The sequence below is a fragment of the Nonomuraea sp. MG754425 genome (assembly GCF_021699195.1).
GTDB lineage: Bacteria > Actinomycetota > Actinomycetes > Streptosporangiales > Streptosporangiaceae > Nonomuraea.
Map to the genome: position 1 here is coordinate 1 of NZ_SSXE01000033.1, position 24455 is coordinate 24455.

The 24455-nt window shown below is 71.6% G+C and carries 24 protein-coding genes and 1 pseudogene; 13 read left to right on the forward strand and 12 right to left on the reverse strand.

The features are described 5' to 3' along the window. From FAF44_RS14330 to FAF44_RS14340, 3 genes and pseudogenes are all read left to right on the forward strand, one after another. A pseudogene (locus tag FAF44_RS14330) lies at positions 1-211 on the forward strand (sarcosine oxidase subunit gamma); the annotation flags it as partial. Positions 212-268: 57 nt separating this feature from the next. After that, positions 269-946: an HNH endonuclease family protein gene (locus FAF44_RS14335; protein WP_237103624.1), complete on the forward strand. Its 678-nt coding sequence runs from the start codon at positions 269-271 to the stop codon at positions 944-946. Between the two features lie 68 nt (positions 947-1014). Continuing rightward, on the forward strand, positions 1015-1800 hold the full coding sequence (locus FAF44_RS14340; protein WP_237103625.1) for an endonuclease/exonuclease/phosphatase family protein: 786 nt from the start codon (positions 1015-1017) through the stop codon (positions 1798-1800). Positions 1801-1864: 64 nt separating this feature from the next. Here FAF44_RS14340 and FAF44_RS14345 read toward each other — a convergent pair whose 3' ends face one another. Genes FAF44_RS14345 through FAF44_RS14355 form a run of 3 tightly spaced genes read right to left on the reverse strand, consistent with a single transcriptional unit; the run spans position 1865 to position 4276 of the window. After that, positions 1865-2284 (reverse strand): PepSY domain-containing protein, encoded by a 420-nt coding sequence (locus tag FAF44_RS14345; protein WP_237103626.1) that lies wholly within the window; start codon positions 2282-2284, stop codon positions 1865-1867. Positions 2285-2330: 46 nt separating this feature from the next. Continuing rightward, positions 2331-3599, reverse strand: coding sequence for a HAMP domain-containing sensor histidine kinase (locus tag FAF44_RS14350; protein ID WP_237103627.1), 1269 nt, complete (start codon positions 3597-3599; stop codon positions 2331-2333). Then, the gene (locus FAF44_RS14355) at positions 3596-4276 is read right to left on the reverse strand and encodes a response regulator transcription factor (protein ID WP_237103628.1); all 681 of its coding nucleotides are present in this window, start codon (positions 4274-4276) and stop codon (positions 3596-3598) included. The genes FAF44_RS14350 and FAF44_RS14355 overlap by 4 nt, the downstream gene beginning before the upstream one ends. Before the next feature lie 93 nt (positions 4277-4369). Here FAF44_RS14355 and FAF44_RS14360 point away from each other — a divergent pair, with 93 nt between their 5' ends. Continuing rightward, on the forward strand, positions 4370-4804 hold the full coding sequence (locus tag FAF44_RS14360) for a hypothetical protein (RefSeq protein WP_237103629.1): 435 nt from the start codon (positions 4370-4372) through the stop codon (positions 4802-4804). A gap of 23 nt (positions 4805-4827) precedes the next feature. Here FAF44_RS14360 and FAF44_RS14365 read toward each other — a convergent pair whose 3' ends face one another. Both FAF44_RS14365 and FAF44_RS14370 read right to left on the reverse strand, forming a co-directional pair. Next, positions 4828-5430, reverse strand: coding sequence for a YdcF family protein (locus tag FAF44_RS14365; RefSeq protein ID WP_237103630.1), 603 nt, complete (start codon positions 5428-5430; stop codon positions 4828-4830). A gap of 9 nt (positions 5431-5439) precedes the next feature. Next, positions 5440-6786, reverse strand: coding sequence for a helix-turn-helix domain-containing protein (locus tag FAF44_RS14370; RefSeq protein ID WP_237103631.1), 1347 nt, complete (start codon positions 6784-6786; stop codon positions 5440-5442). A 150-nt stretch (positions 6787-6936) separates the two neighbouring features. Here FAF44_RS14370 and FAF44_RS14375 point away from each other — a divergent pair, with 150 nt between their 5' ends. After that, entirely contained in the window at positions 6937-7878 is a 942-nt protein-coding gene (locus FAF44_RS14375) for a radical SAM protein (protein ID WP_237103632.1), read from the forward strand. Then, a complete protein-coding gene (locus FAF44_RS14380) occupies positions 7875-9035 on the forward strand; it encodes a methyltransferase domain-containing protein (RefSeq protein WP_237103633.1) in 1161 nt (386 codons plus the stop codon). The genes FAF44_RS14375 and FAF44_RS14380 overlap by 4 nt, the downstream gene beginning before the upstream one ends. A gap of 28 nt (positions 9036-9063) precedes the next feature. Here the strand turns inward: FAF44_RS14380 and FAF44_RS14385 are convergent, their stop codons facing one another. From FAF44_RS14385 to aceB, 7 genes are read right to left on the reverse strand one after another with little or no spacing between them, the layout of a single operon-like run. After that, positions 9064-9276, reverse strand: a complete 213-nt coding sequence (locus tag FAF44_RS14385; RefSeq protein WP_237103634.1) for a DUF2277 domain-containing protein — start codon at positions 9274-9276, stop codon at positions 9064-9066. A 4-nt stretch (positions 9277-9280) separates the two neighbouring features. Continuing rightward, a complete protein-coding gene (locus tag FAF44_RS14390) occupies positions 9281-10021 on the reverse strand; it encodes an IclR family transcriptional regulator (protein ID WP_237103635.1) in 741 nt (246 codons plus the stop codon). A 17-nt stretch (positions 10022-10038) separates the two neighbouring features. After that, positions 10039-10779 carry an IclR family transcriptional regulator gene (locus tag FAF44_RS55765; protein ID WP_237103636.1) on the reverse strand — a complete coding sequence of 247 codons (741 nt, stop codon included), beginning with the start codon at positions 10777-10779 and terminating at the stop codon, positions 10039-10041. A 25-nt stretch (positions 10780-10804) separates the two neighbouring features. After that, positions 10805-12007, reverse strand: a complete 1203-nt coding sequence (locus tag FAF44_RS14400) for a (Fe-S)-binding protein (RefSeq protein ID WP_237103637.1) — start codon at positions 12005-12007, stop codon at positions 10805-10807. Between the two features lies 1 nt (position 12008). Beyond that, positions 12009-13190: an FAD-binding oxidoreductase gene (locus FAF44_RS14405; RefSeq protein ID WP_237103638.1), complete on the reverse strand. Its 1182-nt coding sequence runs from the start codon at positions 13188-13190 to the stop codon at positions 12009-12011. After that, the gene (locus FAF44_RS14410; RefSeq protein ID WP_237103639.1) at positions 13187-14623 is read right to left on the reverse strand and encodes an FAD-linked oxidase C-terminal domain-containing protein; all 1437 of its coding nucleotides are present in this window, start codon (positions 14621-14623) and stop codon (positions 13187-13189) included. Before FAF44_RS14410 ends, FAF44_RS14405 begins: the two co-directional genes overlap by 4 nt. An 11-nt stretch (positions 14624-14634) precedes the next feature. Beyond that, the gene (aceB, locus tag FAF44_RS14415; RefSeq protein ID WP_237103640.1) at positions 14635-16212 is read right to left on the reverse strand and encodes a malate synthase A; all 1578 of its coding nucleotides are present in this window, start codon (positions 16210-16212) and stop codon (positions 14635-14637) included. Positions 16213-16369: 157 nt separating this feature from the next. Here aceB and FAF44_RS14420 point away from each other — a divergent pair, with 157 nt between their 5' ends. The 7 genes from FAF44_RS14420 (at position 16370) to FAF44_RS14450 (ending at position 24418) form a co-directional block, all read left to right on the forward strand. Then, on the forward strand, positions 16370-17062 hold the full coding sequence (locus FAF44_RS14420; RefSeq protein WP_237103641.1) for a DUF4097 family beta strand repeat-containing protein: 693 nt from the start codon (positions 16370-16372) through the stop codon (positions 17060-17062). Between the two features lie 99 nt (positions 17063-17161). Next, the gene (hflX, locus tag FAF44_RS14425) at positions 17162-18583 is read left to right on the forward strand and encodes a GTPase HflX (protein ID WP_237103642.1); all 1422 of its coding nucleotides are present in this window, start codon (positions 17162-17164) and stop codon (positions 18581-18583) included. Between the two features lie 528 nt (positions 18584-19111). Further along, positions 19112-20320 (forward strand): imidazolonepropionase, encoded by a 1209-nt coding sequence (gene hutI / locus FAF44_RS14430; RefSeq protein WP_237103643.1) that lies wholly within the window; start codon positions 19112-19114, stop codon positions 20318-20320. Between the two features lie 57 nt (positions 20321-20377). Beyond that, entirely contained in the window at positions 20378-20548 is a 171-nt protein-coding gene (locus tag FAF44_RS14435) for a DegV family protein (RefSeq protein WP_237103644.1), read from the forward strand. Continuing rightward, entirely contained in the window at positions 20515-20658 is a 144-nt protein-coding gene (locus FAF44_RS14440; RefSeq protein WP_237103645.1) for a hypothetical protein, read from the forward strand. The genes FAF44_RS14435 and FAF44_RS14440 overlap by 34 nt, the downstream gene beginning before the upstream one ends. A 265-nt stretch (positions 20659-20923) precedes the next feature. Beyond that, entirely contained in the window at positions 20924-21622 is a 699-nt protein-coding gene (locus tag FAF44_RS14445) for a ComEA family DNA-binding protein (RefSeq protein WP_237103646.1), read from the forward strand. Between the two features lie 303 nt (positions 21623-21925). Then, positions 21926-24418, forward strand: coding sequence for a ComEC/Rec2 family competence protein (locus FAF44_RS14450; RefSeq protein WP_237103647.1), 2493 nt, complete (start codon positions 21926-21928; stop codon positions 24416-24418). The last annotated feature ends 37 nt before the right edge of the window (positions 24419-24455 follow it).

Consider the following 24455-nt stretch of genomic DNA (forward strand, 5'->3'; position numbering starts at 1 on the left):
CGTCCTGGGCCCGCGGGCCCAGGACGTGCTGATCACCGGCTGCCCGATCGACCTGCACCCGGACGTCTTTCCAGGTCACGCCCAGACCCTGCTCGGCCGGGCCTCGGTGATCCTGGAACGCCGGGCCGCCGATCGGTACCGCGTGTACGTCAGGTCGTCCTTCACCCGTTACCTCGCGGAGTGGCTTCTCGACGCGATCGACGCGATTTAAGTCCATATTTGGGCATTACCTAGACTTTACGAAAAAACTAAAGTCTGGGGAGCGGGCGTGCGGGTACGGGCGTTCATGGCCGGTCTGGCCACGGTGGCGGTGCTGACCGGTTGCGGCGGACTCGATGTGGCGCAGTCGTCGGGCGGTGACCAGAGCGCCGGGACGGCGGACTCGGCAGCGATCTCCGACGCCAAGAAGAAACTGGACAAGCTCGCCGTCAAGGGGCGGGCCCCCAAGACCGGCTTCGACCGCGACGAGTTCGGCCCCGCGTGGTCCGACGTCGACCGCAACGGCTGCGACACCCGCAACGACATCCTCAAGCGCGACCTCGAGGACGAGACGTTCCAGTCCGGCACCCACGACTGCGTCGTGCTGACCGGCACCCTCCACGACCCCTACAGCGGCAAGACGATCAACTTCAAGCGCGGCCAGACCACCAGCTCGGCCGTGCAGATCGACCACCTGATCCCGCTCTCGGACGCCTGGCAGAAGGGCGCCCAGCAGTGGCAGGCCGCCAAGCGCAAGGAGTTCGCCAACGACCCGCTGAACCTCATGGCCGTGGACGGCCCGCTCAACGGCCAGAAGAGCGACTCTGACGCGGCCACCTGGCTGCCGCCCGTCAAGTCCTACCGGTGTACTTACATCGCCCGCCAGATCGAGGTGAAGACCAAGTACGAGCTCTGGGTGACCGCGGCGGAGAAGGACGCGATGGCCGGCGTCCTGGGGAACTGCTGACGACCACGCCGGCCGGCGTCCGGCGGAACTGATGACGATCCCGTGACGCGCGCGTAAGATCACGAGTCATGCGCGTGATCTTAGGTAGTCAAGCGATCGCAGCGTCCCTTCTCCTGCTCACCGCCGTCTCCGTCACGCCCGCCGAGGCGCAGGCGGTCAGTGTCGTCGTCCTCGACTGGAACATCCACGGCGAGGACGCCGACATCGCCGCCATGGCCGAGGTGATCCGCGACAGCGGCGCCAACGTCGTCACCCTCCAGGAGATCCACCGCAGGCCGGACGCCGACCAGGTGCGCCAACTGGCCGACGAACTGGGCTGGGACATCACCGCCAACGCCCATTTCGGCGCGGGCGACGATGTGGGACCCTGCGACGACCCGCAGCCGGGCAAGGCGGGCAACGCGATCCTGTCCTCGTTCCGGATCGTCGAACGGGTGACGATCAAGCTCACCGACTTCGCCACCTGCCCCGTCAACCGCTCGATGGCTGGGGCCAAGCTCGACCTCGGCGGCGGCGCGGAGGTCCGGGTGTTCACCACCCACCTGTCGCCCGGACTGTCGCAGACCTCCGTCGACCGGCGCGAGGCCCAGGCCGCCAAGGTGCTCGCCTACTTCGGCTCCAGGACCGGGATCATCCTCACCGGCGACTTCAACGCGCCGCCGACGGACGCGCTGTCCAAGCGCTTCGTCAGCGCGGGCTGGACGGACACCGGCGCCCGGTACGCCGCCCTGCCCACCCACGGCGACGCCCGTATCGACTACGTCTACACCCGCGGCGTCACGACGACCAGCGGGTCCGTGCTGTCGAGCACGCTGTCCGACCACCGGCCGCTGGTCATGCGCATGGTGCGCTGACCGCCCCCGGACATGAGGACGCCGGCCCGCGCAGAGCGCGGGCCGGCGTCAGGCCGGTGCGGGATCAGTCGTCGTCGCCGTGCCGGTCGTCGCCGTGCCGGTCATCGTCGCGGCCGTCGTGCCGGCTGTGGCGGTCGTCGTCGATCTCCTGCTTGACGATCTTGCCGGAGGCGGCGTCCACGTCCACCTCGTGCCGCTGCGCGCCCTTGACCAGCTCGACCTCCCACACGTCCGCGCGGCTGCCGCGGCCGTCGAAGTCCACTTCGCTGACCCACGCCCCCGGCACCGCCTGCTTCGCGATGTCGATGGCCTGCTCCGCCGTGACCTTCGGGGCGGTGGGCGCGGCGGCGCTCGTGAGGGGGCTCGTGAGGGCGGTCGGGGCGGCGGTGTCGCCGGCGCTGGTGGCGGCGTAGGCGGCGCTGCCACCCGCGACCAGGGCGAGGACTCCGGCACCTGCAACGATGAGCTTCTTTGTGATCTGCATGTCTCTACGGAACCGCGACCCGGGGTAATCGGGCGCTAAAGGGCGGTTAAGGCGACGAGAAGATGTCAGGGACGCCATCCTGGACGCCGAGCAGCAGCTCCACCCGCGCCCCGCCGTCCGCCGCCCTGGAGACGGCCAGGCCGCCACCCGACGACTCGGCGGTACGCCGGGCGATGTCGAGCCCGAGCCCCGTCGAACCGCCGCCGCTGGTGCCCCGCTCCAGCAGCGCGGGCTCGAACCCCGGCCCGGAATCCTCCACGACCAGCAGCGCGCCCCTCGCGTCCGGACGGAGCCGGACCGCCATGGAGACCCCCTCCGGCGTGTGCGCGAAGACGTTGCCGAGCAGCGCGTCCACGCACGCGGCCAGTTCCTCGGCCCCCACGGGGACCACCAGCGGCCCGTGGGGCAGCTCGACCGCCACGTCCCGTCCCTGGTCCTCGGCCAGCACCGACCAGAACCGCACCCGCTCGCGCACCGCCGCCGCCGCGTCGCACGAGTCGCGACCGGCCGAGCGCCGCCGTGCCTCGGTGATGACCGCGCTCACCGCCCGCTCCAGGGCGTCCACCCTGGCCTGCACGCGGGCCGCCTCCTCGGGGTCGCGCAGCGACTCGGCGTCGAGCCGCAGGCCCGTCAGCGGCGTACGCAGCCGGTGCGACAGATCGGCCACCGACTCCCGCTCGGCCACCAGCAACTCGTCGATCCGCCCGGCCAGATGGTTGAGCGCCAGCGCCACCGAACGCACCTCGGGCGGCCCGCCGGGTTCGGCCCTGGCGCTCAGATCGCCCCCGGCCAGCCGGTGCGAGACCCGCGCCAGCCCGTCCACCGGCCGCGTCACGGCCAGCGCCAGCCGGTCCGCCAGCGCGATCCCGAGCCCCACCAGCCCGATCCCCAGCAGCGACAGCGCCAGCCACGCCTCGCGCACGCCCCGCATGAGCTCGTCGTCCGGCACGAACACCCTGATCACGGCCGTGCCCCCCGGGGACTGCGCCGAGACGAGCACCTCCCTGCCCCCCGCCGCCTCGGCGGTCACGCTGCGGCCGGTGGCGGCCAGGCGCACGGCGTCGGAGCGGGCAGCCCGCGCGCCGACCGTCCGCCCGTCGGGCAGGAACACCGTCACGGGCCGCGACACCTGCTCCACCGCCAGCCCCAGGTCGGGCGTGCCCGCCGCGACCGCGACCGACTCGGCGGCGGCCGTGGCCCGGCTCATCGCGCCGTTCTCGGCCACCGCGCGGATCAGCAGCGCCATCGGCACCAGCAACGCGATCAGCACCAGCGAGGTCGTGGCCGCGACCAGCAGCGCCAGCCAGCGCCTCACGACGGCCCGACCAGCTTGACGCCGACCCCGCGCACCGTGTGCAGGTACCGCGGCTCGGCGGCCGTCTCGCCCAGCTTCCTGCGCAGCCACGACAGGTGCACGTCGACGGTCTTGTCCGCGCCTCCGTAGGGGAGCTGCCACACCTCGGTCAGCAGCTCCCGCTTGGTGACGACCTCACCCGGCCGCGCCGCGAGATAGTGCAGGACGTCGAACTCGCGCGGCGTCAGGTCCAGCGCCGTGCCGTCGAGGGTGGCCGTACGCGCCCGCGGATCCACCCGCAGCGCCCCCACCTTCAGCGGCTCCTCGGGCGCCACCGCCCCGGCCCGCCGCAACACGGCCCGCACCCGGGCGTCGAGCTGCGCCGCGCTGTACGGCTTGACCACGTAGTCGTCGGCCCCCGCGTCCAACACCGGCACCATCTCGGCGTCGCCGTCGCGGGCCGTCGCCACGATCACCGGCACCCGGCTGACCGCCCGCAACATCCGCAGCAGCTCCACCCCGTCGAGATCCGGCAGCCCCAGATCGAGCACGATCAGGTCGGGCCGGTCCTGCACGGCCAGCCGCAGCCCCTCCATCGCCGTGGGGGAGGAGGAGACGGCGTGGCCGAGCTCCCGCAGGCCGCGGCTCAGCGCGGTACGGATCGCCACGTCGTCTTCGATGAGCAGGATGTCGGCCATATAGAAGAACGTAGACGCTTTCTTGCGATGCCTTGAGCAGCCTTAGCGTCGCCTTAACCTGGTCTTAGCCGGATGTGGGGGAAGCTGCCGGGAATGAAGAAGCTCGTCGCGGCCTGGGTCGCCACCGCACTCGCCGCCACCGCAGCCGCCGTGGCGGTGCTCGGCCTGCTCGGCAACGGCCTCACCGGCGCCGACAGCCACGTGCTCAGCCAGGCGAGCGTCCGCGCCGCCCTCGCCACCGCCACGGCCACCGCCTCCGCCCGCGCCACCGCGACGGGGCGCCCCGAGCCCACGCACACCGCGCAGGGCAGGCTGATCCGCAGCGCGGGCGGCAACGTGATCGCCTCCTGCCACGGCGGCCTGGTCACCCTCCGCTCGTGGAGCCCCGCCCAGGACTACTCGGTCGACGAGGTCGAGGCCGGTCCGGCACGCGAGGCCAAGGTGGAGTTCGAGCCCGACGAGGGCAAGGAGGTCGAACTCAAGATCACCTGTGTCTCCGACGTCCCGACGGCCCGCATCCACCACTGACGTCGCGAGCCGAGCCACGCGACTCAGCGCCAGGCCCCGTTCACGGACCGCAGGTCGGCGAGGCTTCCATCCCCAACACGACGGGACACCTCCTGCCACTCGCGGACCACACGCCGCCTGCCATCGGGTACGGACGGCCAGCCCACTCGGGTGACGGCCTCGCCTCCGTAGGCCGGTTCCCAGCCGATGGCGTAAAAGGCGCCGATGCCGGGGAGCAGGGTCTTGAGCATGTGCACGGTGCGACGGTGAAACCACTTGGACACGGCCGTGACCGCCAGCCCCGCCTGGAGCGCTTCTTCGAGAAAGGGCAGCGCGAACTCGACGTTCTGCCAAGTGCTGGCGGACCGGTCCTCGCAGCGGATCACGTTCTCGGGCACACCGCGCTCGATGAGGAGCCGCCTGAAGGTCTGGCCTTCGACGATCCCGCTGTGCCGGTTCACGCCACCGGTGACGATGACGAGCGGCGCGAGACCGGCGAGGTGACGTTCGGCCACGACCTCGATCGGTGCTGACTGGTTGGTTCCGAACAGGAAGAGCGCGGTCGGCCGATCGTCGGGCGGCGGCATCGCGATGTCCACGAACCCGGTGATCTCAGGTATCTGCTCCGGGCTGAAATCGTCGGTCATGCACGATCCTCAAACAGTGTGCGGAAACCGCAGACGGCGGGCTTCCACGGTGTTGATCGCTTCGAGATACCGGGCATGATACTCAGCCGTCTGGCGAGCGTCCGCGAATCGCCGGGTCAGTGTCTGGTCGAGCTTGCTGGCCAGCACCATGGTGGGCCAAGCCGGACGGCCGCCGGCCAGCGCGGCGTGCCCGGCGGCCAGCGACTCGTCCAACCGGCCGAGCCCGGCCTGAGACAGCCCCAGGATGAGCAGGGAACGCGCGTACGCGGACGGATGTTCTCCGCACTGCCTCGTCTCCGGTCGGTAGCAGGCGTTGATGACGCGGTCGGCCGCGGTCACGGCTTCCTGGTAGCGGCTGACGAACAGCAGCGACGTGGCCGTGTAGGGCGGATCCTCCGACAGCGCGATGGACAGGGCGCCTGTGGTGGGCACGCCGGGGGCAAGCGCCGCGATCGCCTCGCCGGCTCGACGCCGGGCCTGGGCCATGCCATGCGCGTCGCCCGCCATCGCTTCCGCCCGCATCTCCTGTGAGGCCAGCTTGGCGTGGACGACCGTCCCCTGACGGGCTACCCTTTGGCCGCGTGCGGCCGACACCGCCGATCGGCGAGGGCTCCCCTGGTACCACGCGATCATGGCTTTGACCAGGTCCGCCCATGCTTCCAGGTCGGGGTGTCCGACATCCCGGCTCCGGCGGGCTGCATCGGAGCACCAGACGTGTGCGGCCGCGTGCTCTCCCATGTCGCAGGCTGCGACGGCGAGCAGGTGAGACAGCCGGCCGGCCGCGAGAACGAGATCCTTCCATGACGGTGCGTGCCCGGCTCGATCGAGGAGGCCACCGACGTACGACCTGACTGAGAGAAGTTCGTCATACGCGTGCGCCGGGGGAAGCACATTGATCGCGAACGTGTAGTGGTCGACGAGCTCGCCGAGACCGTCCACGATCCCGCTGAGCTGGTCACCGCCCACCACGTTGAGCGCCTCGACGACTCGCCCGCCCACGGGCGGAACCACCGCGGCCGCGATCCCACCCTGCAGAAAGGTTCGGCGAAGCAACTTGCTCCGCCGCTCTTCGCCATCGCTGGGGGCGGCGGACGCCGTGCCGGTGCGCGCCTTCTTGCCGGGTCTGTCAGGCGCGGACTCCAGCACATCCCGGTCCACGTCGAGGACGTCCGCCAGCGCGGGGAGCCAGGAGACGGGCCGGACCCGGCCCTGCTCCCACCTGCCGACCTCGAACCGGGTGACCGTGTAGGTGCCGGTGGCCGCACACAGCCGGTCCGCTACTTCCTGCTGGGTCATACCGGCGGAGCTTCGCAGCAGTTTCAGCAGGTCCGGAAGCGGGAGGAGGATGGCTTCCACCTGGCGACCCCTTTTCGGTCACATGTGGGCACGGTGTGGGCACGCTCAGTGCGCCCCTCCATGGTGCCCTTCGCAGGCGGATGCTGCACAGTGTCCCGGCCGCTCCCGTGACGGCCGGAGAAACCACCGCTCACCTGAAAGTTCGACATCATGACTGTCGCACCGGTCCGCCCCACCGCTCCCGCCCTAGCGCCGGAGCCCGTATGGTTCCTCGAACTCGAGCTCACCAACCGCTGCCAACTCGGCTGTATGCACTGCTACGCCGGTTCCGGCCCGGCAGAGGGAAGCGGTGAGATGACTCGCGCCGACTGGGAACGCCTGCTGGCCACCGCCCCGGACGCCGGCATCAGGGTGGTCCAGTTCATCGGTGGCGAGGCGACTCTGCATCCAGACTTCCCGCATCTCGCCGAACGTGCCCTCGGGGCGGGACTGAAAGTGCAGGTGTACTCGAACCTGTACCGCGTCACGAACGCGCTCTGGGAGCTGTACTCCCGCCCGGACGTGACGCTGGCCACGTCCTACTACAGCGACCTGCCCGCCGAGCACGACAGGATCACCGGCAGGAAGGGCAGCCACTCTCGCACTCGCGCCGCCGTCATCGAGGCCGTGAATCGCGGCATCCCGCTGAAGGTCGGCATCGTGGACTGCGGCGCACCGGGCCAGCGCGCCCGGGAGGCGCGCGAAGAGATGATCGCGCTCGGCGTCGCCCAGGTTCCGGCGCCCGACCGGATCCGTGGTGTCGGCCGTGCCGCCCAGGCCATGGGCATCGAGGCGAACGTGCACGAGCTGTGCGGGCGCTGCGGCAGCGGTCGTGCCGCCGTCTCGTGGGATGGTGACGTCCGCCCGTGCGTTCTGTCGAGGTTCCTGCCTTCGGCCGGGAACGTCCGGACCACTGCGCTGGCGCACATTCTCGGCGGTGCCGCCTGGAACGCACTGCTCGTTCAGGTCCCCCGCCGGCGCGAGCCGGACGAGGAGTGCAGGCCGGACTCGGACGGCAATGACTGCAGGCCGGCCGAGACGGTGTGCGAGGGTGACGCACTGGTCCTGCCCGAGCTCCCGGCGCGCTGTGACCGGCCCGGAGGTGGCGGATGACGGGCGACGTCAGCGCATACTTCCTTATGAGCTGGAAGGACCACGCCCGAGCCCTGGCCGCGGCTGCCACCCCGCCCGGCTCTCGGTGGCGGGCACCCGTCGCCGCCACGCCGCGCCACACGTACGTCCCACGATGGTGGGAGCGGGAAGGCGGCGTGTGGGTGCTGCGGGACGGCGGAGCCGACCCGCAGGCGTGGCCGGCCGCCGCTTACCGCAACCGCACGCTCGTCACTGGCGTCGGCGGCCTGCACGCTGACCACGCCACCCCTGCCGATCACCCCGTGGGCCGCCCGACCTCGTCATCGACGCTGCCCGGTCTCGTGGTGCAGATGTACCGGCACGCCTCGATAGACGACCAGTGCTCAGTGCTGGACGTGGGCACGGGCAGCGGATACGGGACCGCGGTCCTGTGCGAGCGCCTCGGAGCCGTCCGGGTCACCGCCGTGGACGTGGATCCGTACCTGAACGAGGCCGCGGCCGAGCGGCTGGGGGAGAACGGCCACGCGCCACGGCTGATCACCGCCGATGCGACGGGCCCGCTTGACGGGGTGTGGGACCGGATCGTCGCGATGGTGTCGGTCAGGACCGTGCCGTCCTCGTGGCTGGCCGCCCTGACGCCGGGCGGGCGGCTGGCGACCACTCTCGCCGGCATGGGCCTCGTCCTCACCGCCGAGAAACGGGAGGACGGCAGCGCGAGCGGCAGGGTCGAGCGCGACCGGGCCATGTTCATGCGCGCTCGCGGCGGCCCCGCCTGCTCCCCGCACGACCCGGCGCTGCGCGCCCGCGCCCTCGCCGCGGACGGGGAGCAGATCGAGCGCGGCCGCTTCCCGGCGCTGGAGGTGGTCGAGGCGTGGGACGTGCGCACGATGTTGGAGATCATCGCACCCGGTGTTCAGCACCATTACGAGGAGAAGGGCGGCACCCGGATCGCGATCATGACTCACGGGGACGGGTCGTGGGCGCGTGCCGTCGAACGCGACGGCGAGGTCGTCGTCCATCAGGGTGGGCCACGCCGTCTGCACGATCTCCTGGACCAGGTGCGCGATCACTGGCTCGCGCACGGTGAGCTGCCGTTCCTGGGAGCGCGTGCCACGATCAGCCCCGAGGGGACGATCACGCTCCGGCGTGGCCGGTGGCAGGCCACCATCGGTCCCTGATGCGGTGAGTCCCGTCGCCGGGGTCGGGTCAGCGGCTTCCGCGTACCTGGAGGGCCGCCAGCAGTTCCTCGGACGCCTTGGTGATCGTCTCGACCGCGCGGTCGAACGCCTCCGCGTTGTGCGCGGCCGGCGCGCGGAATCCCGAGATCTTCCTGACGTACTGCAGCGCCGCGGCGCGCACGTCCTCCTCGGTCACGCTCTCGGTGTAGGGCGGCCGGAGGGTCTTGATGCTTCTGCACATGCCGTCAACCGTAATAGCCGATGCGCTGACTTATCTCCTTCGCGCCTGCCGTCAGCAGCGCGCCCACCTCGGGCAGCCGGTCCCGGGTCAGCCGGTACGACGGCCCCGAGGCGCTGACCGCGGCCACCACCGACCCGTCGGAGCCCCTGATCGGCGCGGCCACCGCGTTCAGCCCCACCTCCAGCTCCTCGACCGTGGCGGCCCAGCCGCGCTCCCTGATCTCCGCCAGGCCCAGTTCGTCCGGGGAGGTGACGGTGTGCGGGGTGTAGCGCTCCAGTTCGGCGCCGAGCCGCAGCGCGCCGAAGGCCAGCAGCACCTTGCCGCTGGAGGTGGCGTGGGAAGGGGTGCGCTGCCCGACCCAGTTGTGGCCGCTGATCGCGGCGGGCCCGCGCACCTGGCTGACGTTGACCGTGTCGCCGCCCCGTGCCACCGCGATGTTGACGGTCTCGCCGATCTCCTCCGCCAGCCGCAGGCACACCTGGCGGCTCTCCCGCGACAGGTCGAGCTGGGCGGTGGCCGCCCCGGCCAGCCGTACGACGCCGAACCCGAGCCGGTAGCGCCCGCGATCGCCGCTCTGCTCCACCAGCCCGCCCTGCTCCAGGGCGGCCAGCAGCCGGAACGCGGTGGACTTGTGCACGTCGAGCCGGGCCGCCAGGTCCGTCACCCGGGTGGCCCCGTCGCGGGCCAGGATCTCCAGGATCGCGATGGCACGATCGACCGACTGAACCGACGTGCTGTTGCCCATAGCGCAACAGAATAGCTCTAGCCCGCGCCCAGCTCGCCGCCGAACTCGGCAGCAATCTTCCGCATCCGCTCGGCCAGGTCGTCGCGGTCCAGCGTGTCGATCCGGCCGGCCGGCCCCGACACCGACATCGCGGCCACCACCCGCGTGCCGTCGCGCACCGGCACGGCCAGGCAGTGCACACCCAGCTCCTCCTCACCCAGGTCCATGGCGTAGCCGCGGCTCCTGACCGCGACCAGCTCGGCGAGCATGGCCGGCAGGTCGGTGATGGTGTTCGGGGTGCGGCGCGGCATGCCGGTGCGCTCGAAGACGGCCGTCGCCTCGGCGGCGGGCCGTCCGGCCAGCAGCACCTTGCCCACCGCCGTGCTGTGCGGCAGCACCCGCCGTCCCACCTCGGCGAACATCCGCAGCCTGCGCGGCGAGGGCGCCTGCGCCACGTAGACGACGAAGTCGCCCTCCAGCACGGCCAGGTTCGCGGTCTCGCCCGACAGCTCCACCATCCTGGCCAGGTACGGCTGCGCCCACGCCCCGACCATGCTCTCCGCGATCCCGCCCAGCCGGACGAGGCCGCCGCCCAGGGCGTAGCGCCGGTCGGACTCCTGGCGTACGTAACCGCGCGCGAGCAGGGTCTGCAGCAGCCGGTGGATCGTCCCGTACGGCAGGCCGGTGCGCGCGGCGATCTCCGACACGCCCGCCTCGCCGCCGTGCTCGGCCAGCGCCTCCAGCACGTCCAGCGCCCGTTCCACGGACTGGACGCTCACCGGGCCTGCTCCGCCGCGCGGCCGGTCACAGGCTCACCCCGCGCAGGGAGGCGTCCAGCACCTCGGCGGTGTGCGCCACCCGGATCTGCCCGCCGCCGCGCCGCATGGCGGCGGCGATCTGCATCGTGCAGCCCGGGTTGGCGGAGACCAGCAGCTCCGCGCCGGTCGTGCCGACCGCCCTGGCCTTCCGGTCGCCGAGATCGCGAGCCGCCCCTGGCTGCAGCAGGTTGTACGTCCCCGCCGACCCGCAGCAGACGGCCGACTCGGGGATCTCCCGCAGCTCCAGCTCCGGGATCGCGCTCAGCAGCTCGCGCGGCTGCGCCCGCACCCCCTGGGCGTGCGCCAGGTGGCAGGCGTCGTGATAGGCGACGGTGAGCGGCAGCGGATGCCGCTTGGCCACGGGCCCCAGCTCGGCCAGGAACTCCGACATGTCCATCACCCGGAACCCGGGCTCGTGCCCCAGCAGCTCGCCGTACTCCTTCATCGAGGATCCGCACCCGGCCGAGTTGACCACGACGGTGTCCACCCCGGCCCGCTCGAACACCCTGACCGTCCTGAGCGCCAGCCGCCTGGCCTGCTCGCCGCGTCCGGAGTGCACGCTGAGCGCCCCGCAGCAGCCCTGCTCGGGCGGGATCACCACGTCGCAGCCCTCCAGCGCGAGCACCCGCGCGGTGGCCGCGTTGACCTGGGGGAAGAACTCCCGCTGCACGCACCCGGTGAGCATCCCGACCACGGCGCGGCGCTCGCCCCGGGCCCGCACCACACGCGGCAGGCGTTGACGCCGCTCCACGCGCGGCGCCAGCCTCGCCATGGCGCCCAGGCTCGGGCTCACCCGGTCCAGGAACGGCGCCATCCGCTCGGCCAGCCACATCGTCGGCCGCAGCAGCCGCAGCCGCCGCGGGTAGGGGAACAGGCCGAACACGACGCCGCGCACGGCCCGCTCGGCCGGCTCGCGCACGTGTTCCCGCTCCACCTCGACCCGGGTCTGCTCGATCAGCCGGTCGTACTGCACCCCGGAGGGGCAGGCGGTCACGCACGCCATGCAGCCCAGGCAGGCGTCGAAGTGCCCGGCCATCTCGGGTGTGATCGGGGTGCCCTCGACGTGCTGTTTCATCAGGTGGATGCGACCGCGCGGCGAGTCCATCTCCTCGCCCCACAGCACGTACGTCGGGCACGTCGGCAGGCAGAACCCGCAGTGCACGCAGTCGTTGATGAGTTCCGGGTCCACGTCAGATGCCTCCCACGAACCGTCCGGGAGACATCCTGCGTCCCGGATCGAACCGTTCCTTGACCCGCCGCATCAACGGCAGTGCGCTGACCTGCCCCCACCGGTCGAGCCCGGCGTGCGGCGCGGCCAGCACGTTCACCCGTCCCGCCGCGCGCAGCCGGGTCAGGGCGGCGGTCAGCTCGTCCTCGGCCAGCTCCCGGCGCGCCTCCAGCAGCACCCGCCCCGAGACGGCCGAGCCGCGCAGTGCCAGGCCGCCGGTCGCGGCCACCGCGTCGAGCACGGCCTCCAGGGCGGACGGCGGGAAGCGCACCTCGACCAGCACGTCGTCCCGCTCGATCAGCCCCCACCAGGAGGGCCGCTCCCCGGTGACGGAGCCCGCGCCGATCAGCTCGCGCAGCGCCTCGGCCCTGGGGCCGGCCGCCGTGCCCTCCACCAGCGCCGCCAGCCTGAGCGGCCCGGCCGGGTCGGGCCAGTCCACCTCGACCGCGCTCGGCTCGGCCTGCGCGGCGGCGAGCCGGGCCGCGACCGGCGCCACGTCGGCGCGCCGCAGCTCCGCGACCGCCCACCTGCGCTCCGCGGGCAGCGGGTGCAGCCGGAACGTGGCCTCCGCGATCACGCCGAGGGTGCCGTACGAGCCGGTGAACAGCTTGCCCAGGTCGTAGCCCGCGACGTTCTTGACCACCTTGCCACCGGAGTGGGCGACGGTGCCGTCCGCCAGCACGACGGTGATGCCGATGAGCAGGTCGCGGGCGGTGCCGTAGCGGAAGGAGCGCGGGCCGGGGAGCCCGGCCGCCAGAGTGCCGCCGACCGTCGAGTCGTCGGCGAACGGCACGTCGAGCGCCAGTTCCTGCCCCTTGGCGGCGAGCGTCGCGGCCAGCGTGCCCATGGTCACCCCGGCCTGCGCGCGGACCACGAGGTCGCCCGCCGCGTGCTCCGGCACCTCGTTCATGCAGCACAGGTCGAGCAGCACGTCGCACCGCTCGGGCGGCAGGCCCCAGTGCAGCTTGGTGCCGCCGCCCGCGGGCACCACCGCGAGGTCCCGCTCGGCGCAGGCCCGCAGCACGGCGGCGATCTCCTCGACCGTCTCCGGCAGCGCGACCCAGCGCGGCGGCACGCCGCCCACGGCGTCGTCCTCGCCCGCGTCCCTGACCGTCACCCCGCAGGCCGAACCCAGGCTGCTCAAAACTGCTCCGCCTCTCCCGACTCGACCAGCGGATGCACGCCCTTGCGCACCCCGGGCACCTCGCCGCACAGGCGCGGCGTGGGGAACACCTTGCCGGGGTTCGCCAGCCCCCGGGGGTCGAACGCGCACCGGACGAGCTGCATGGTGTCCAGGTCGTCCGCGCTGAACATCTTCGGCATATATCGCGATTTGTCCACCCCGACCCCGTGCTCACCCGTGATCGAGCCGCCATGCTCGACACACAGGTCGAGGATCGCGCCCGAGACCACCTCGGCCCGCTCGCCCGCCCCCGGCTCGCCGTCGTCGAACAGCACCAGCGGATGCAGGTTCCCGTCGCCCGCGTGGAAGACGTTGGCCACCCTGATGTCGTGCTCCGCCGACAGCCGATCGATGGCGGCCAGCACGGCGGGCAGCGACGTGCGGGGGACCACGCCGTCCTGGACGATGTAGGACGGGCTGATGCGCCCGACCGCCGCGAACGCCGACTTGCGGCCCTTCCAGATCGCCGCGCGCTCGGCCTCACCTGCCGCCACACGCAGCTCGAACGCGTCCGCGCAGATCTCCCTGAGCCGGTCGAACTGCCGCTCGACCGCCGCGGCCGGCCCGTCGAGCTCCACGATCAGCACCGCGCCCGCGCCCTCGGGGTAGGAGCAGGCCACCGCCGCCTCGGCCGCCTCGATGGCCAGCGCGTCCATCATCTCGATCGCGGCCGGCACGATGCCCGCCCCGATGATCGCCGAGACCGCCAGCCCGCCCTGCTCGATGCTCTCGAACGCGGCCAGCACCGTGGTCACGGCCTCCGGCGCGCGGCTCAGCCGTACCGTGATCTTGGTGGCGATGCCCAGCGTGCCCTCCGACCCGATGAACGCCCCCAGCAGGTCGTAGCCGGGGTCCATCCGGTCGAGCGTGACCAGGTCGCCGTCCGGCGTGACGATCTCGCACGCCTCGACGTGGTTGACGGTGAACCCGTACTTGAGGCAGTGGGCGCCGCCGGAGTTCTCCGCGACGTTGCCGCCGATCGAGCAGACCTGCTGGCTGGACGGGTCGGGCGCGTAGTAGTAGCCGCGCTCGCGGACGGCCTCGGTGATGGCCAGGTTCGTCACGCCGGGCTCCACGACCGCGCGGCGGTCGGCCAGGTCGATCTCCAGGATCGCGCGCATCCTGGAGGTGACGATCAGCACGCCGTCCTCGCGCGGGAGCGCGCCCCCGGACAGGCCCGTGCCGGAGCCCCTGGCCACGAAGGGCACGCCGTGCTCGGCGCACAGCCGTACCACCTGGGCGACCTGCTCGGCCGTGCCGGGCAGCACGACCACGCCGGGGGTCGCCCGGTGGTAGGTGAGGCCGTCGCACTCGTACGTGCGCAGCCGCACCGGATCGGTGATGACCGAGTCGTCGGGCAGAAGCGCACGCAGGGCCGCTACCAGCTTGTTCATCATCCGGCTGGTTACGGCATCCGCGCGTAGGCGGGAAGGGTCAGGAAGTCGGCGAAGTCGTCGTCCAGCGCCACTTCCTTGAACAGTGCCGTCGCCTGCGCGAACAGCTTCTCGTCGTAGCCCGGCTCCATCGCTATCCTGGCGAGCTCCTCGGAGATGATCCGCTCGACCAGCTCCTTCGTCACCTGCTGCGCCGTGTCGGCCAGCGTGATGTCGTTGTGGATCCACTGCCAGATCTGCGAGCGCGAGATCTCGGCCGTGGCGGCGTCCTCCATGAGGTTGTGGATGGCCACCGCGCCGAGCCCGCCCATCCAGGCGGCCAGGTAGCGCAGCGCGACGTCCACGTTGTTGCGCAGCCCCGCCTCGGTGATCTCGCCCGGCGTCGCGGAGACGGACAGCAGTTCGGCGGCGGTCACGTCCACGTCCTCGCGCAACCGGTCGAGCTGGTTCGGCCGGGACCCGAGCACGCCGTCGAACACCTCACGGCAGACCGGCACCAGATCGGGGTGCGCCACCCACGACCCGTCGAACCCGTCGCCGGACTCGCGCGTCTTGTCGGCCCGCACCTTCTCCAGCGCCACGGCGTTGACCTCGGGGTCCCTGCGCGAGGGGATGAACGCCGCCATCCCGCCGATGGCGTGCGCGCCCCGCTTGTGGCAGGTGCGCACGAGCAGTTCGGTGTACGCGCGCATGAACGGGGCCGTCATCGTGACCGCGTTGCGCTCCGGCAGCAGGAACTCCCGCCCCCGGGTCCGGAACTTCTTGATCACGCTGAACAGGTAGTCCCAGCGCCCGGCGTTCAGCCCCGCCGAGTGGTCGCGCAGCTCGTGGAGGATCTCCTCCATCTCGAACGCCGCCGGGTACGTCTCGATGAGCACGGTCGCCCTGATCGTGCCGTGCGGGATGCCGAGCAACTCCTGAGCCCTGGTGAACACGTCGTTCCAGAGCCTGGCCTCCTGGTGGGACTCGATCTTGGGCAGGTAGAAGTACGGCCCCCTGCCCTTGTCGATCTGCCGCTGGGCGCAGTGGAAGAAGTAGAGCCCGAAGTCGAACAGCGACCCCGAGACCGGTTGCCCCTCGACCATCGCGTGCTTCTCGTCGAGGTGCCAGCCGCGCGGGCGCACGACGACGGTGGCCAGCTCGTCGTCGGGGCGCAGCGCGTACGACTTGCCGCCGGTCTCGAAGTCGATCGTGCGGTCGAGCGCGTCGCGCAGGTTGAGGTGGCCGGCCACGCAGTTCTCCCAGAGGGGGGAGTTGGCGTCCTCGAAGTCGGCCAGCCACACCTTGGCGCCGGAGTTGAGCGCGTTGATGGTCATCTTCTTGTCGACCGGGCCGGTGATCTCGACGCGGCGGTCCTCCAGGCCGGGCGCGGGGGGCGCGACCTGCCAGTCGCCCTCCCTGATCTCCTTCGTCCCGGGCAGGAAGTCGAGTGTGCCGCCGTCCGACAGCTCCGCCTGGCGCGCCTGGCGGGCCTCCAGCAGCTCCAGCCGCCTGGCGCCGAACTCCCGCTGGAGAGCCGTCACGAACGCGAGCGCCTCCGGCGTGAGGATCTCGTCGAACCGGTCGAGCATCGGGCCGGTGATCTCCATGGGACCTCTCTCTTTCCACTCTATGGAAAACGAGTTCTGGATTATGGAAACGAACGTACTCTTGTGGCGCTCAGGGGTCAAAGGTGCGGGTTCACTCGGGGAGTCTTCGGGGTGATCCCGGATGCGGACGGCGCGCCCCCGCGTACAGGATCTGCCCATGAAGACGATCGCGGTCGCGGGCGGGCTGCTGGCCTCCGCCATCCTGTTGTCAGGGTGCGGCATCGCCGGCATCGCCGGGCCCAACAGCGAGGAAAGCACGTCCTACCAGGTCACGGAGAAGATCGCCAAGCTCAAGCTCAGCAGCCAGGCGGGCGATTCCGTGATCACCGAGACCGACGGCGCCGCCGTGCGCGTCGTCGAGACCCTGCAGTGGCACGGTGACGAGAAGTCCAAGCCCGAGCACAAGGTCGAGGGCGGGACGCTGGTCCTGACCGACACCTGCTCGGACGGCTGGATGGGGTGCAGCGTGCACTACAAGATCGAGGTGCCCAAGGGGACCCCCGTCGAGCTGGACGCCGGCTCGGGCAACCTCACGCTGCGTGACCTCACCGGCGACATCAGCGTGCGCATCGGCTCCGGTGATGTGGACGGCGCCGGCCTGGCGAGCAGAAAGGTGGTCGCCGACGCCGGAGCGGGCAACATGGAACTCAAGTACGCCACCGCGCCCCAGGACGTCGAGCTGAAGGCCGGCTCCGGTGACATCGACGTCGTCGTCCCCGACGGCGCCTACGCCGTCCGGACCAAGGTGAACTCGGGTGAGGCGAGCGTGGAGGTCAGGAACGACGCCGCCGCGCCGAACAAGATCTCGCTGACCGCGGATTCCGGGAACGTCACCGTGAAGCCCGCTTGACAGAGTGTGGAACCACCTGGATAACCAGGTGTTCGAGCCGTGGATGTCATGTCACCATCGTGGGAAGACACTGAGGTGTCCGGACGTTCCCTAATAGAGATGACACGTATGCACGAATACTCCGAGTTCGACACGTTCGAGACCGGCGACATGGACCTTGACGACCGCCAGGCGCTGCGCCGAGTGGCGGGCCTGTCCACAGAACTTCAGGACGTCTCCGAGGTCGAGTACCGGCAACTGCGGCTCGAACGGGTCGTCCTTGTCGGAGTCTGGACCTCCGGAACCGCGGAAGACGCCGACAACTCCCTGCTCGAGCTCAAGCTCCTGGCCGAGACGGCCGGGTCCCAGGTCCTCGACGGCCTCATCCAGCGCCGCCAGAAGCCCGATCCGGCCACCTACATCGGCTCGGGCAAGGCCCTGGAGCTGCGCGACGTGGTCGAGTCCAACGGCGCCGACACCGTGATCTGCGACGGCGAGCTGACCCCCGGCCAGCTCCGCCAGCTCGAGGAGACGGTCAAGGTCAAGGTCATCGACCGCACCGCGCTGATCCTCGACATCTTCGCCCAGCACGCCCAGAGCCGTGAGGGCAAGGCCCAGGTGGAGCTGGCGCAGCTCTCGTACCTGCTGCCCCGCCTGCGCGGCTGGGGCGGCAACCTGTCCAGGCAGGTCGGCGGCCGCGCCGCGGGCGGCGTCGGCATCGGCGGCCGCGGCCCCGGTGAGACCAAGATCGAGCTGGACCGCCGGCGCATCCGCGAGCGCATGTCGAAGCTGCGCCGCCAGATCAGCGGCATGTCCACCTCCCGCGACACCATGCGCAACCGGCGCCAGCGCCGCGAGGTGCCCGCCGTGGCCATCGCCGGCTACACCAACGCGGGCAAGTCCTCGCTGCTCAACCGCGTCACCGGCGCGGGCGTGCTGGTGGAGGACGCGCTGTTCGCCACCCTCGACCCCACCGTGCGCCGCGCGCGCACGTCGGAGGGCAGGCTGTTCACGATCGCCGACACCGTCGGGTTCGTCCGGCACCTGCCGCACCAGCTCGTCGAGGCGTTCCGGTCCACGCTGGAGGAGGTCGCCGACGCCGACCTGATCCTGCACGTGGTCGACGGGTCGCACCCCGACCCCGAGGGGCAGCTCGCCGCCGTGCGGGAGGTCTTCGCCGACATCGAGGGGGCGTCCGCGATCCCCGAGATCGTGGTGATCAACAAGGCCGACGCGGCCGACCGCGAGGTGCTCGACCGGATCGTACGGCGCGAGCGCGACAGCATCGTGGTCTCCGCCCGCACCGGCAAGGGCATCCCCGAGCTGATGGAGCTCATCGAGGAGCGGCTGCCGCGGCTGGACCACGAGATCCACCTGCTCATTCCGTACGAGCGGGGCGACCTCATCTCGCGGGCCCACAAGGAGGGCGAGGTGCTCTCGGTGGACCACGTCGAGGACGGGACGATCCTGCACGCCCGGGTGCTGCCCAGCCTGTCGCAGGAGCTGTCGCGCGTGGGCAAGCCGGTGGAGCGGGTCTTCTAGGCGTCTCTGGCGGGCCTCCGCGCGCGTCGCGGGGGCTCCGGACGTTCTGGTCCCACACGCGTCACAGGAGCCTCTGGGCCCGTCGTCTGACATGGTGGTGCAGTACTCGCCGCAAAGCGTGTCAGAGCTGCCCAAAAGCGGCAGTGGTCCCTGAACCCCGGGGTTGCTAGGATTGGCCAGACCTTACGTTGGTCTGGCTTTGGGTTTGGGTTCTAGGTTTCAGATGATGACCGAGCGTGCCGAAGTCATCAGCGGGGCCGTGGGGACAGGACAGGGCTGCGTGGTGGGTGGGATGAATGGTCTTTATTCCGAATAACCCTGTACAGCAGCCCAACATGTGAAATAACGTAACTGAACTGAAATCGCCGGATCATGAGTCTGGCGATACGGTCACCGCACAACTTCGATGCGGAAGAGCAGGAGACCCCCCATGTCGTCCGGACCCGGAGCGGACTCAGTGGGCGCGGCACAGGCTGCCGTGCGCTGGGCTGCGCGTTCGTGCGGGGGGTCATGCGGGGTGGTGATGCGGTGACCGTCCGACTCCTCACCAACATCGGCCGCCTCTGGACCGGCAACGAAGTCCTCAGCAACGCCGCCATCCTGGTGCACAACGACCGCATCGCGTGGGTCGGCCGCGCGCCCGACCTGCCGCAGAGCGTGCCCGGTGTGGTCGATGACATCGTCGACGTCGACCACGTCGAGAACCTCGGCGGCGCCCTGGTCACGCCGGGCCTCATCGACGCCCACACGCACCCCGTCTACGCCGGCAACCGCTACGCCGAGCTGGCCATCCGCACCGGCGGCTCCACCTCCGCCTCGATCACCGCGGCGGGCGGCGGCGTGGGCTCCACCGTCACCGTGACCCGCGGCACCGACCCCTGGACGTTGTGCAACGGCGTGCGCGAGCGGCTGCGCGGCTGGCTGCTCAGCGGCACCACCACCGTCGAGGCCAAGACCGGCTACCACCTCACCCGCGACGGCGAACTCGCCGACGTGCGGCTCCTGCGCGAGCTGGAGAAGGAGCCGATGATGCCGCGGGTGCACGTCACGTTCCTGGCCGCGCACGTGGTGCCGCCGGAGTACTTCGGCAGGCAGCGCGAATACGTCGAGGCCGTGGGCGCCTGGTGCGCCGACGCCGCCGCGGCGGGCGCCGACAGCGTCGACGTCTACTGCGACGAGGGGCACTTCACCACCGAGGAGTCCCGCTGGGTCCTCGCCTCCGGCCGTAACGTGGGGTTGCTCCCGCGCATCCACGCCGGCCTCTACAGCCGCCGCGGCGCCGTTCAGCTCGCGGCCGAGCTGGGCTGCGCGTCGGCCGACGGGCTGCACCACATGTCCGACGAGGACATCGCGATCATGTCCCGCTACGGGGTGCCCGCGGTCGTCTGCCCGGCCACCGCCCTTCAGCGCGGTCACCTGCCGCCCGTCCGCCAGATGATCAAGCACGGCGTGCAGATCGCCCTCGGCAGCGACCACAACCCCGGCTACTGCGGCATCACCTCGATGTCCCTGGTCATCGCCATGGCGGTGTCGGCGTTCGGCATGAGCGTCAACGACGCGCTGCGCGCGGCCACCCTGGGCGGCGCCACCGTGCTCGGCGCTCCCGACCGCGGCGTGCTGGCCCCCGGGCGGCTGGCGGACATCGTGCAGTGGGACGCCGACCACGAGGGCGCCTTCGCCTGGTCCTTCGGCCTCAAGCCGCGACGGGTGTGGCGGGGCGGAACCCCCGTCCAGTAGCCGGCCGCGGCCCACGTCGGTCCCCGGCCGCCGCGTCCGGAGGGCACCTCCGAGGCGGTGACGGCTGCCGCCCGGCGCGTCCTGCTCGACCACCTGCGTCGTAGTGGCCGCATCGGCGCGGCGGCGTCCCTCCTCGGCTCCGCCCTCATGATCAAGCCGCCGCCGCACCTCACGGACGGTCGCATCTCCCTCCTGTGCGCACCGCCTCCCGGGCCATCGCCCGCCTGAAGGACCTGGCGGTCGAGCAGGCCGGGGAACGGGCGGTAGAGGTGGCGGAGCGGTTGCGTGCGCGGGTGCCGGGGCTGCGGGAGGTCAGGGTGGTGGAGATGGGGCCGTGAGCGGTTGTCCACGTGGGTCCGGGCATGTTCGGTCCCACCATCGCCACCCTCTAGCCTTTATCCACAGAACGCCGTTCGGTCCGTTGGCGGCCGGGTCGCCGGTCGTACGTTTCCTGCCGTGCGAACCCCCGATCCTGCGGCAGAGCGCGCCGTAGCCGAGTCCCGGCTGCGGTCGATCATCACTCCTGCCCGTCGTCTCCGCCCCGGCCGGCCGTCGTGGGGCAGGGCGACCGGCGCTGCTCCGCTCCCGGATGACATCCTCCTCGTGAGTGACGTCGAAGCCGCTCCGCCGTCCGGCTCGGCGCGCGATCCGGTGGGCGGCCTTCCTCGTGCGTCCTTTCAAGCCCTGCGTGCGGCCGTCGGTTCCACGGGCGCGGCGGCCGCTCTTGATCCGGGGAAGCCCGGTCTGCGCGTCCTCATCGCCGTGGGCGTGCTCGCGATGGCCGTGGCGGGCTTCTTCGTCTGGCGGTCGAAGCCGTCGGCGCAGCCGCTTCCGGCTCCCGTACCGATGAGCCCGGCCGCGCCGACACCCTCGCCGGCCACCGCCAAGGTGACCGTCCACGTCACCGGGAAGATCCGCAAACCGGGCGTCTACCTGCTTCCCACAGGCGCTCGGGTGACGGACGCGGTGTCCGCCGCGGGAGGGGTGTCCCGCAAGGCGTCCACGGGTGCGCTCAACCTGGCCAGGAAGCTGATCGACGGCGAGCAGATCGTGGTGGGAGCTGCCGCGGGCCAGGTTCTGTCCGGCCCGCTGACCGTGGATCCGGCCGCCGCCGTGATCGACCTCAACTCCGCGACGACCGAGCAGTTGGAGCAACTTCCAGGTGTGGGCGAGGTGCTGGCCGCACGGATCAGCGAGTTCCGTGCAAGCCGTGGCGGTTTCACCAGCGTTGAGCAACTACGCGAGGTCACAGGCATCGGGCCGCGAAAATTCGCGGAGATAAAACCGAAGGTCAGGGTGTGAAATGCCGGTACCTGATGAATCGGATTCCCGGTCTGAAAAGCGTCGCAATATCGCTCGGGTGCCGGATGCGCCGGACAGCCGTCACGGAAGCCCCCGCGGCAAGTCGGGTGGTCATTCCGTTGCGTTTTCCCCAGAAGGGCCCATACGGTGACGCCCGGGATTCTCCCGCCGGGCGGTGGAGAGGTTGCCGCTGGTACTGCGCGGCGAAGTCATGCCTGGCCCCTTGCCCTGCCTGCCCTGGGGGCGTGGGCCGGGTCCCTGATCCTCCTGGCCTGCCCGCCTCTCGCCGGCCTGATCGTCGCTGTGGTCGCCGTCCTGGGTGCCGTCGCGACAGCCTGGTTCACCGGATCGGCCTCGCGGGCCCGTCGGCTGTCGCGCTCCACCCGGTATGCCGGATGGGCCGGGTGGGCCAATACGGTCACGGCCACGCTCGTCTGCACGGCGGCCGCCGCCGCCTCGATCGCCCTCCGGACGCACGCCCTGACCTCCGGCCCGGCAGCCGAACTCGCCGCCGGGAACGCCTCCATCACCGCGCAGATCGCCCTGACCGACGACCCGGAACGCAGACCCAACAAGAACGCCCGTTTCGCCCAGGAGAGCTTCGTGGTCTCCGCAGACCTCAAGATCATCCAAACCGCCACGGGCAGACAAGCCGTCAACGTCCCCATCACGGTCTTCGCCAGCGGTCACGTCTGGGGTTCCCTGCTGCCCACCCAGCACGTGGAGGTCACCGGCCGGCTGGCACGGCCTACCCCTGGCACCCTCGAAGCGGCGATCCTGCTGGTCCGGACCCCACCGCGCGTCCTGACACCTCCGTCCGGCCTCCAGACAGCGGCCGGCGCCCTCAGGTCGGGCCTGCGATCCGCCGCCGACGTCCTGCCTCCCGATCAGCGGGGCCTGCTTCCCGGGCTGGTCGTGGGTGACGTCTCCCGCATGGATCCCCAGGTGACCGCCGACTTCCGGGAGGCGGGGCTGACCCATCTGAACGCCGTTTCCGGTGCCAATCTGGCGATCGTCGCGGGCGCGGCCCTCGCGCTCTCCCGCCTGGTCGGCCTCCCGCTCCCGGTGCGGGCCGTCTTCGCCGCCGTCGCGATGCTCGCGTTCACGGTGGTCGCCCGGCCGTCGCCGAGCGTGCTCCGTGCCCTCCTCATGGGCCTCGCAGCGGCCGTCGCCCTGGGTACGGGCCGCTCGAAGGACGGTCTCGCGGCGCTCTCGGCGACCGTCCTCTTCCTGATCCTGTTCGCCCCGGAACTCGCCCGCTCCTACGGCTTCGCCCTGTCGGTGACGGCCACCGCCGGCATCCTCATCCTCGCCCCGCGCTGGCGCGACAGGCTGGCGGGCCAGAAAGCCGAGAACGCCCGGCCCGAACGGCCGCAGCACACGTCCGGCCCTCCGGACGAGCCTGTCGTGGGAGGTGCCGCGCGGGCCGCCTTCGAGGGTGGGAGAGCGGTGGAGGCGGGTGAAGGCGTCGCGTGTGCGGGCGGTGACGTCAGGCGTGCGGGTGGGAGGGCCGACGGTGCGGGGAGAGGCGCGGGGGCGCGGCAGCGGGTGCCCCGGCGGGTGCCTCGGTGGGTGGCTGAGGCGGTCGCTGTGCCCGCAGCCGCGCAGGTGGCCGTGACGCCCGTCCTGGTGTTGATGTCGGGGCAACTGGCACCCGTCGCCGTGGTGGCCAATCTCCTGGTGGCCCCGGCGGTGGCGCCCGCGACGCTGCTCGGCTTCGGCGCCGCCCTGGTGGCGCCCGTGTGGCCCGACGGCGCCCGGCTCCTGGTGATCCCGGCGGGGTACGCGGTCGGGTGGATCATCGCGGTCGCCCGCTGGGCCGCGAACCTGCCCTTTGCCACCCTGCCATGGCCGGCCGGGCTTCCTGGGCTCGGTCTGCTGCTGCTCGTGGTGGCCGTCGCGATCCCCGTCCTGAGACGCCGTCCCTGGCGGGCCATCGCCCTGACGGCGGCCGGTGCCGCCCTGGTGGCGGTGCTGGTGGTCCGGTCCATCGCCGGTCCGTGGCCGCCGAAGGGGTGGTTGATGGTGATGTGCGACGTGGGCCAGGGTGACGGGCTCGTCGTCTCGGCCGGTCCGGGACGCGGAATCGTGATCGACACCGGACCCGACCCGGTCGTCATGGACCGTTGCCTGCGCAGGCTCGGCGTCGAGGACGTGCCCCTGCTCGTCCTCACCCACCCCCATGCCGACCACGTGGACGGGCTGTCGGGTGTCCTCAGGGAGCGACGGATCGGGGCGGCGGTCGTCAGCCCGCAGCGGACCGGCGCGCACTCCACCACCCGGATCTCCGCCACGCTGGCACGCCACCGAATCCCCCAATGGACCGCCCCGCCCGGAACACGGTGGCGCTTCGGCCCGTCGGAGGTGACCGTGCTGGCCCCGGACCCCGTTCACGGTGAGACGAACGGGTATGGCGAGGGCAGCGCGATCAACAACGCGAGCGTGGTCCTCCACGTACGGTGGCGTTCCGGCTCGATCCTGCTCGGCGGCGACCTGGAAACCGAAGCCCAGGACGAACTGCTGCACCGCTTCCCCATGAGGGCCGACCTCCTCAAGACGCCGCACCACGGCTCGAACCGGCAGTCTCCGGGCTTCCTGGCCTCGCTCGGCGCACGAGCGGCGCTGATCAGCGTCGGCGCCGGCAACGACTACGGTCACCCCGCCGGGTCCACGCTCGCTCTCCTTCGCGGCCTCGGGCTCGCCGTCTACCGAACGGACAAGTCAGGGGACCTGGCCGTCGTCGAACGGGACGAGGGGGAGGGAGGAGGCATCGCGGTGGTGCCACGAGGGCCGTAGGCGCGGCGGCTGCCGTGCGTGACGAAGTGCGGGTGCC

Excerpts from the sequence above, each read along its gene's own strand:
- FAF44_RS14410 (WP_237103639.1), bottom strand. The coding sequence starts at position 14,623 with ATGAACAAGCTGGTAGCGGCCCTGCGTGCGCTTCTGCCCGACGACTCG.
- FAF44_RS14420 (WP_237103641.1), top strand. The coding sequence starts at position 16,370 with ATGAAGACGATCGCGGTCGCGGGCGGGCTGCTGGCCTCCGCCATCCTG.
- FAF44_RS14385 (WP_237103634.1), bottom strand. The coding sequence starts at position 9,276 with ATGTGCAGAAGCATCAAGACCCTCCGGCCGCCCTACACCGAGAGCGTG.
- FAF44_RS14340 (WP_237103625.1), top strand. The coding sequence starts at position 1,015 with ATGCGCGTGATCTTAGGTAGTCAAGCGATCGCAGCGTCCCTTCTCCTG.
- aceB (WP_237103640.1), bottom strand. The coding sequence starts at position 16,212 with ATGGAGATCACCGGCCCGATGCTCGACCGGTTCGACGAGATCCTCACG.
- FAF44_RS14345 (WP_237103626.1), bottom strand. The coding sequence starts at position 2,284 with ATGCAGATCACAAAGAAGCTCATCGTTGCAGGTGCCGGAGTCCTCGCC.
- FAF44_RS14380 (WP_237103633.1), top strand. The coding sequence starts at position 7,875 with ATGACGGGCGACGTCAGCGCATACTTCCTTATGAGCTGGAAGGACCAC.
- FAF44_RS14365 (WP_237103630.1), bottom strand. The coding sequence starts at position 5,430 with ATGACCGACGATTTCAGCCCGGAGCAGATACCTGAGATCACCGGGTTC.
- FAF44_RS14360 (WP_237103629.1), top strand. The coding sequence starts at position 4,370 with ATGAAGAAGCTCGTCGCGGCCTGGGTCGCCACCGCACTCGCCGCCACC.
- FAF44_RS14375 (WP_237103632.1), top strand. The coding sequence starts at position 6,937 with ATGACTGTCGCACCGGTCCGCCCCACCGCTCCCGCCCTAGCGCCGGAG.
- hflX (WP_237103642.1), top strand. The coding sequence starts at position 17,162 with ATGACACGTATGCACGAATACTCCGAGTTCGACACGTTCGAGACCGGC.
- FAF44_RS14390 (WP_237103635.1), bottom strand. The coding sequence starts at position 10,021 with ATGGGCAACAGCACGTCGGTTCAGTCGGTCGATCGTGCCATCGCGATC.
- FAF44_RS14355 (WP_237103628.1), bottom strand. The coding sequence starts at position 4,276 with ATGGCCGACATCCTGCTCATCGAAGACGACGTGGCGATCCGTACCGCG.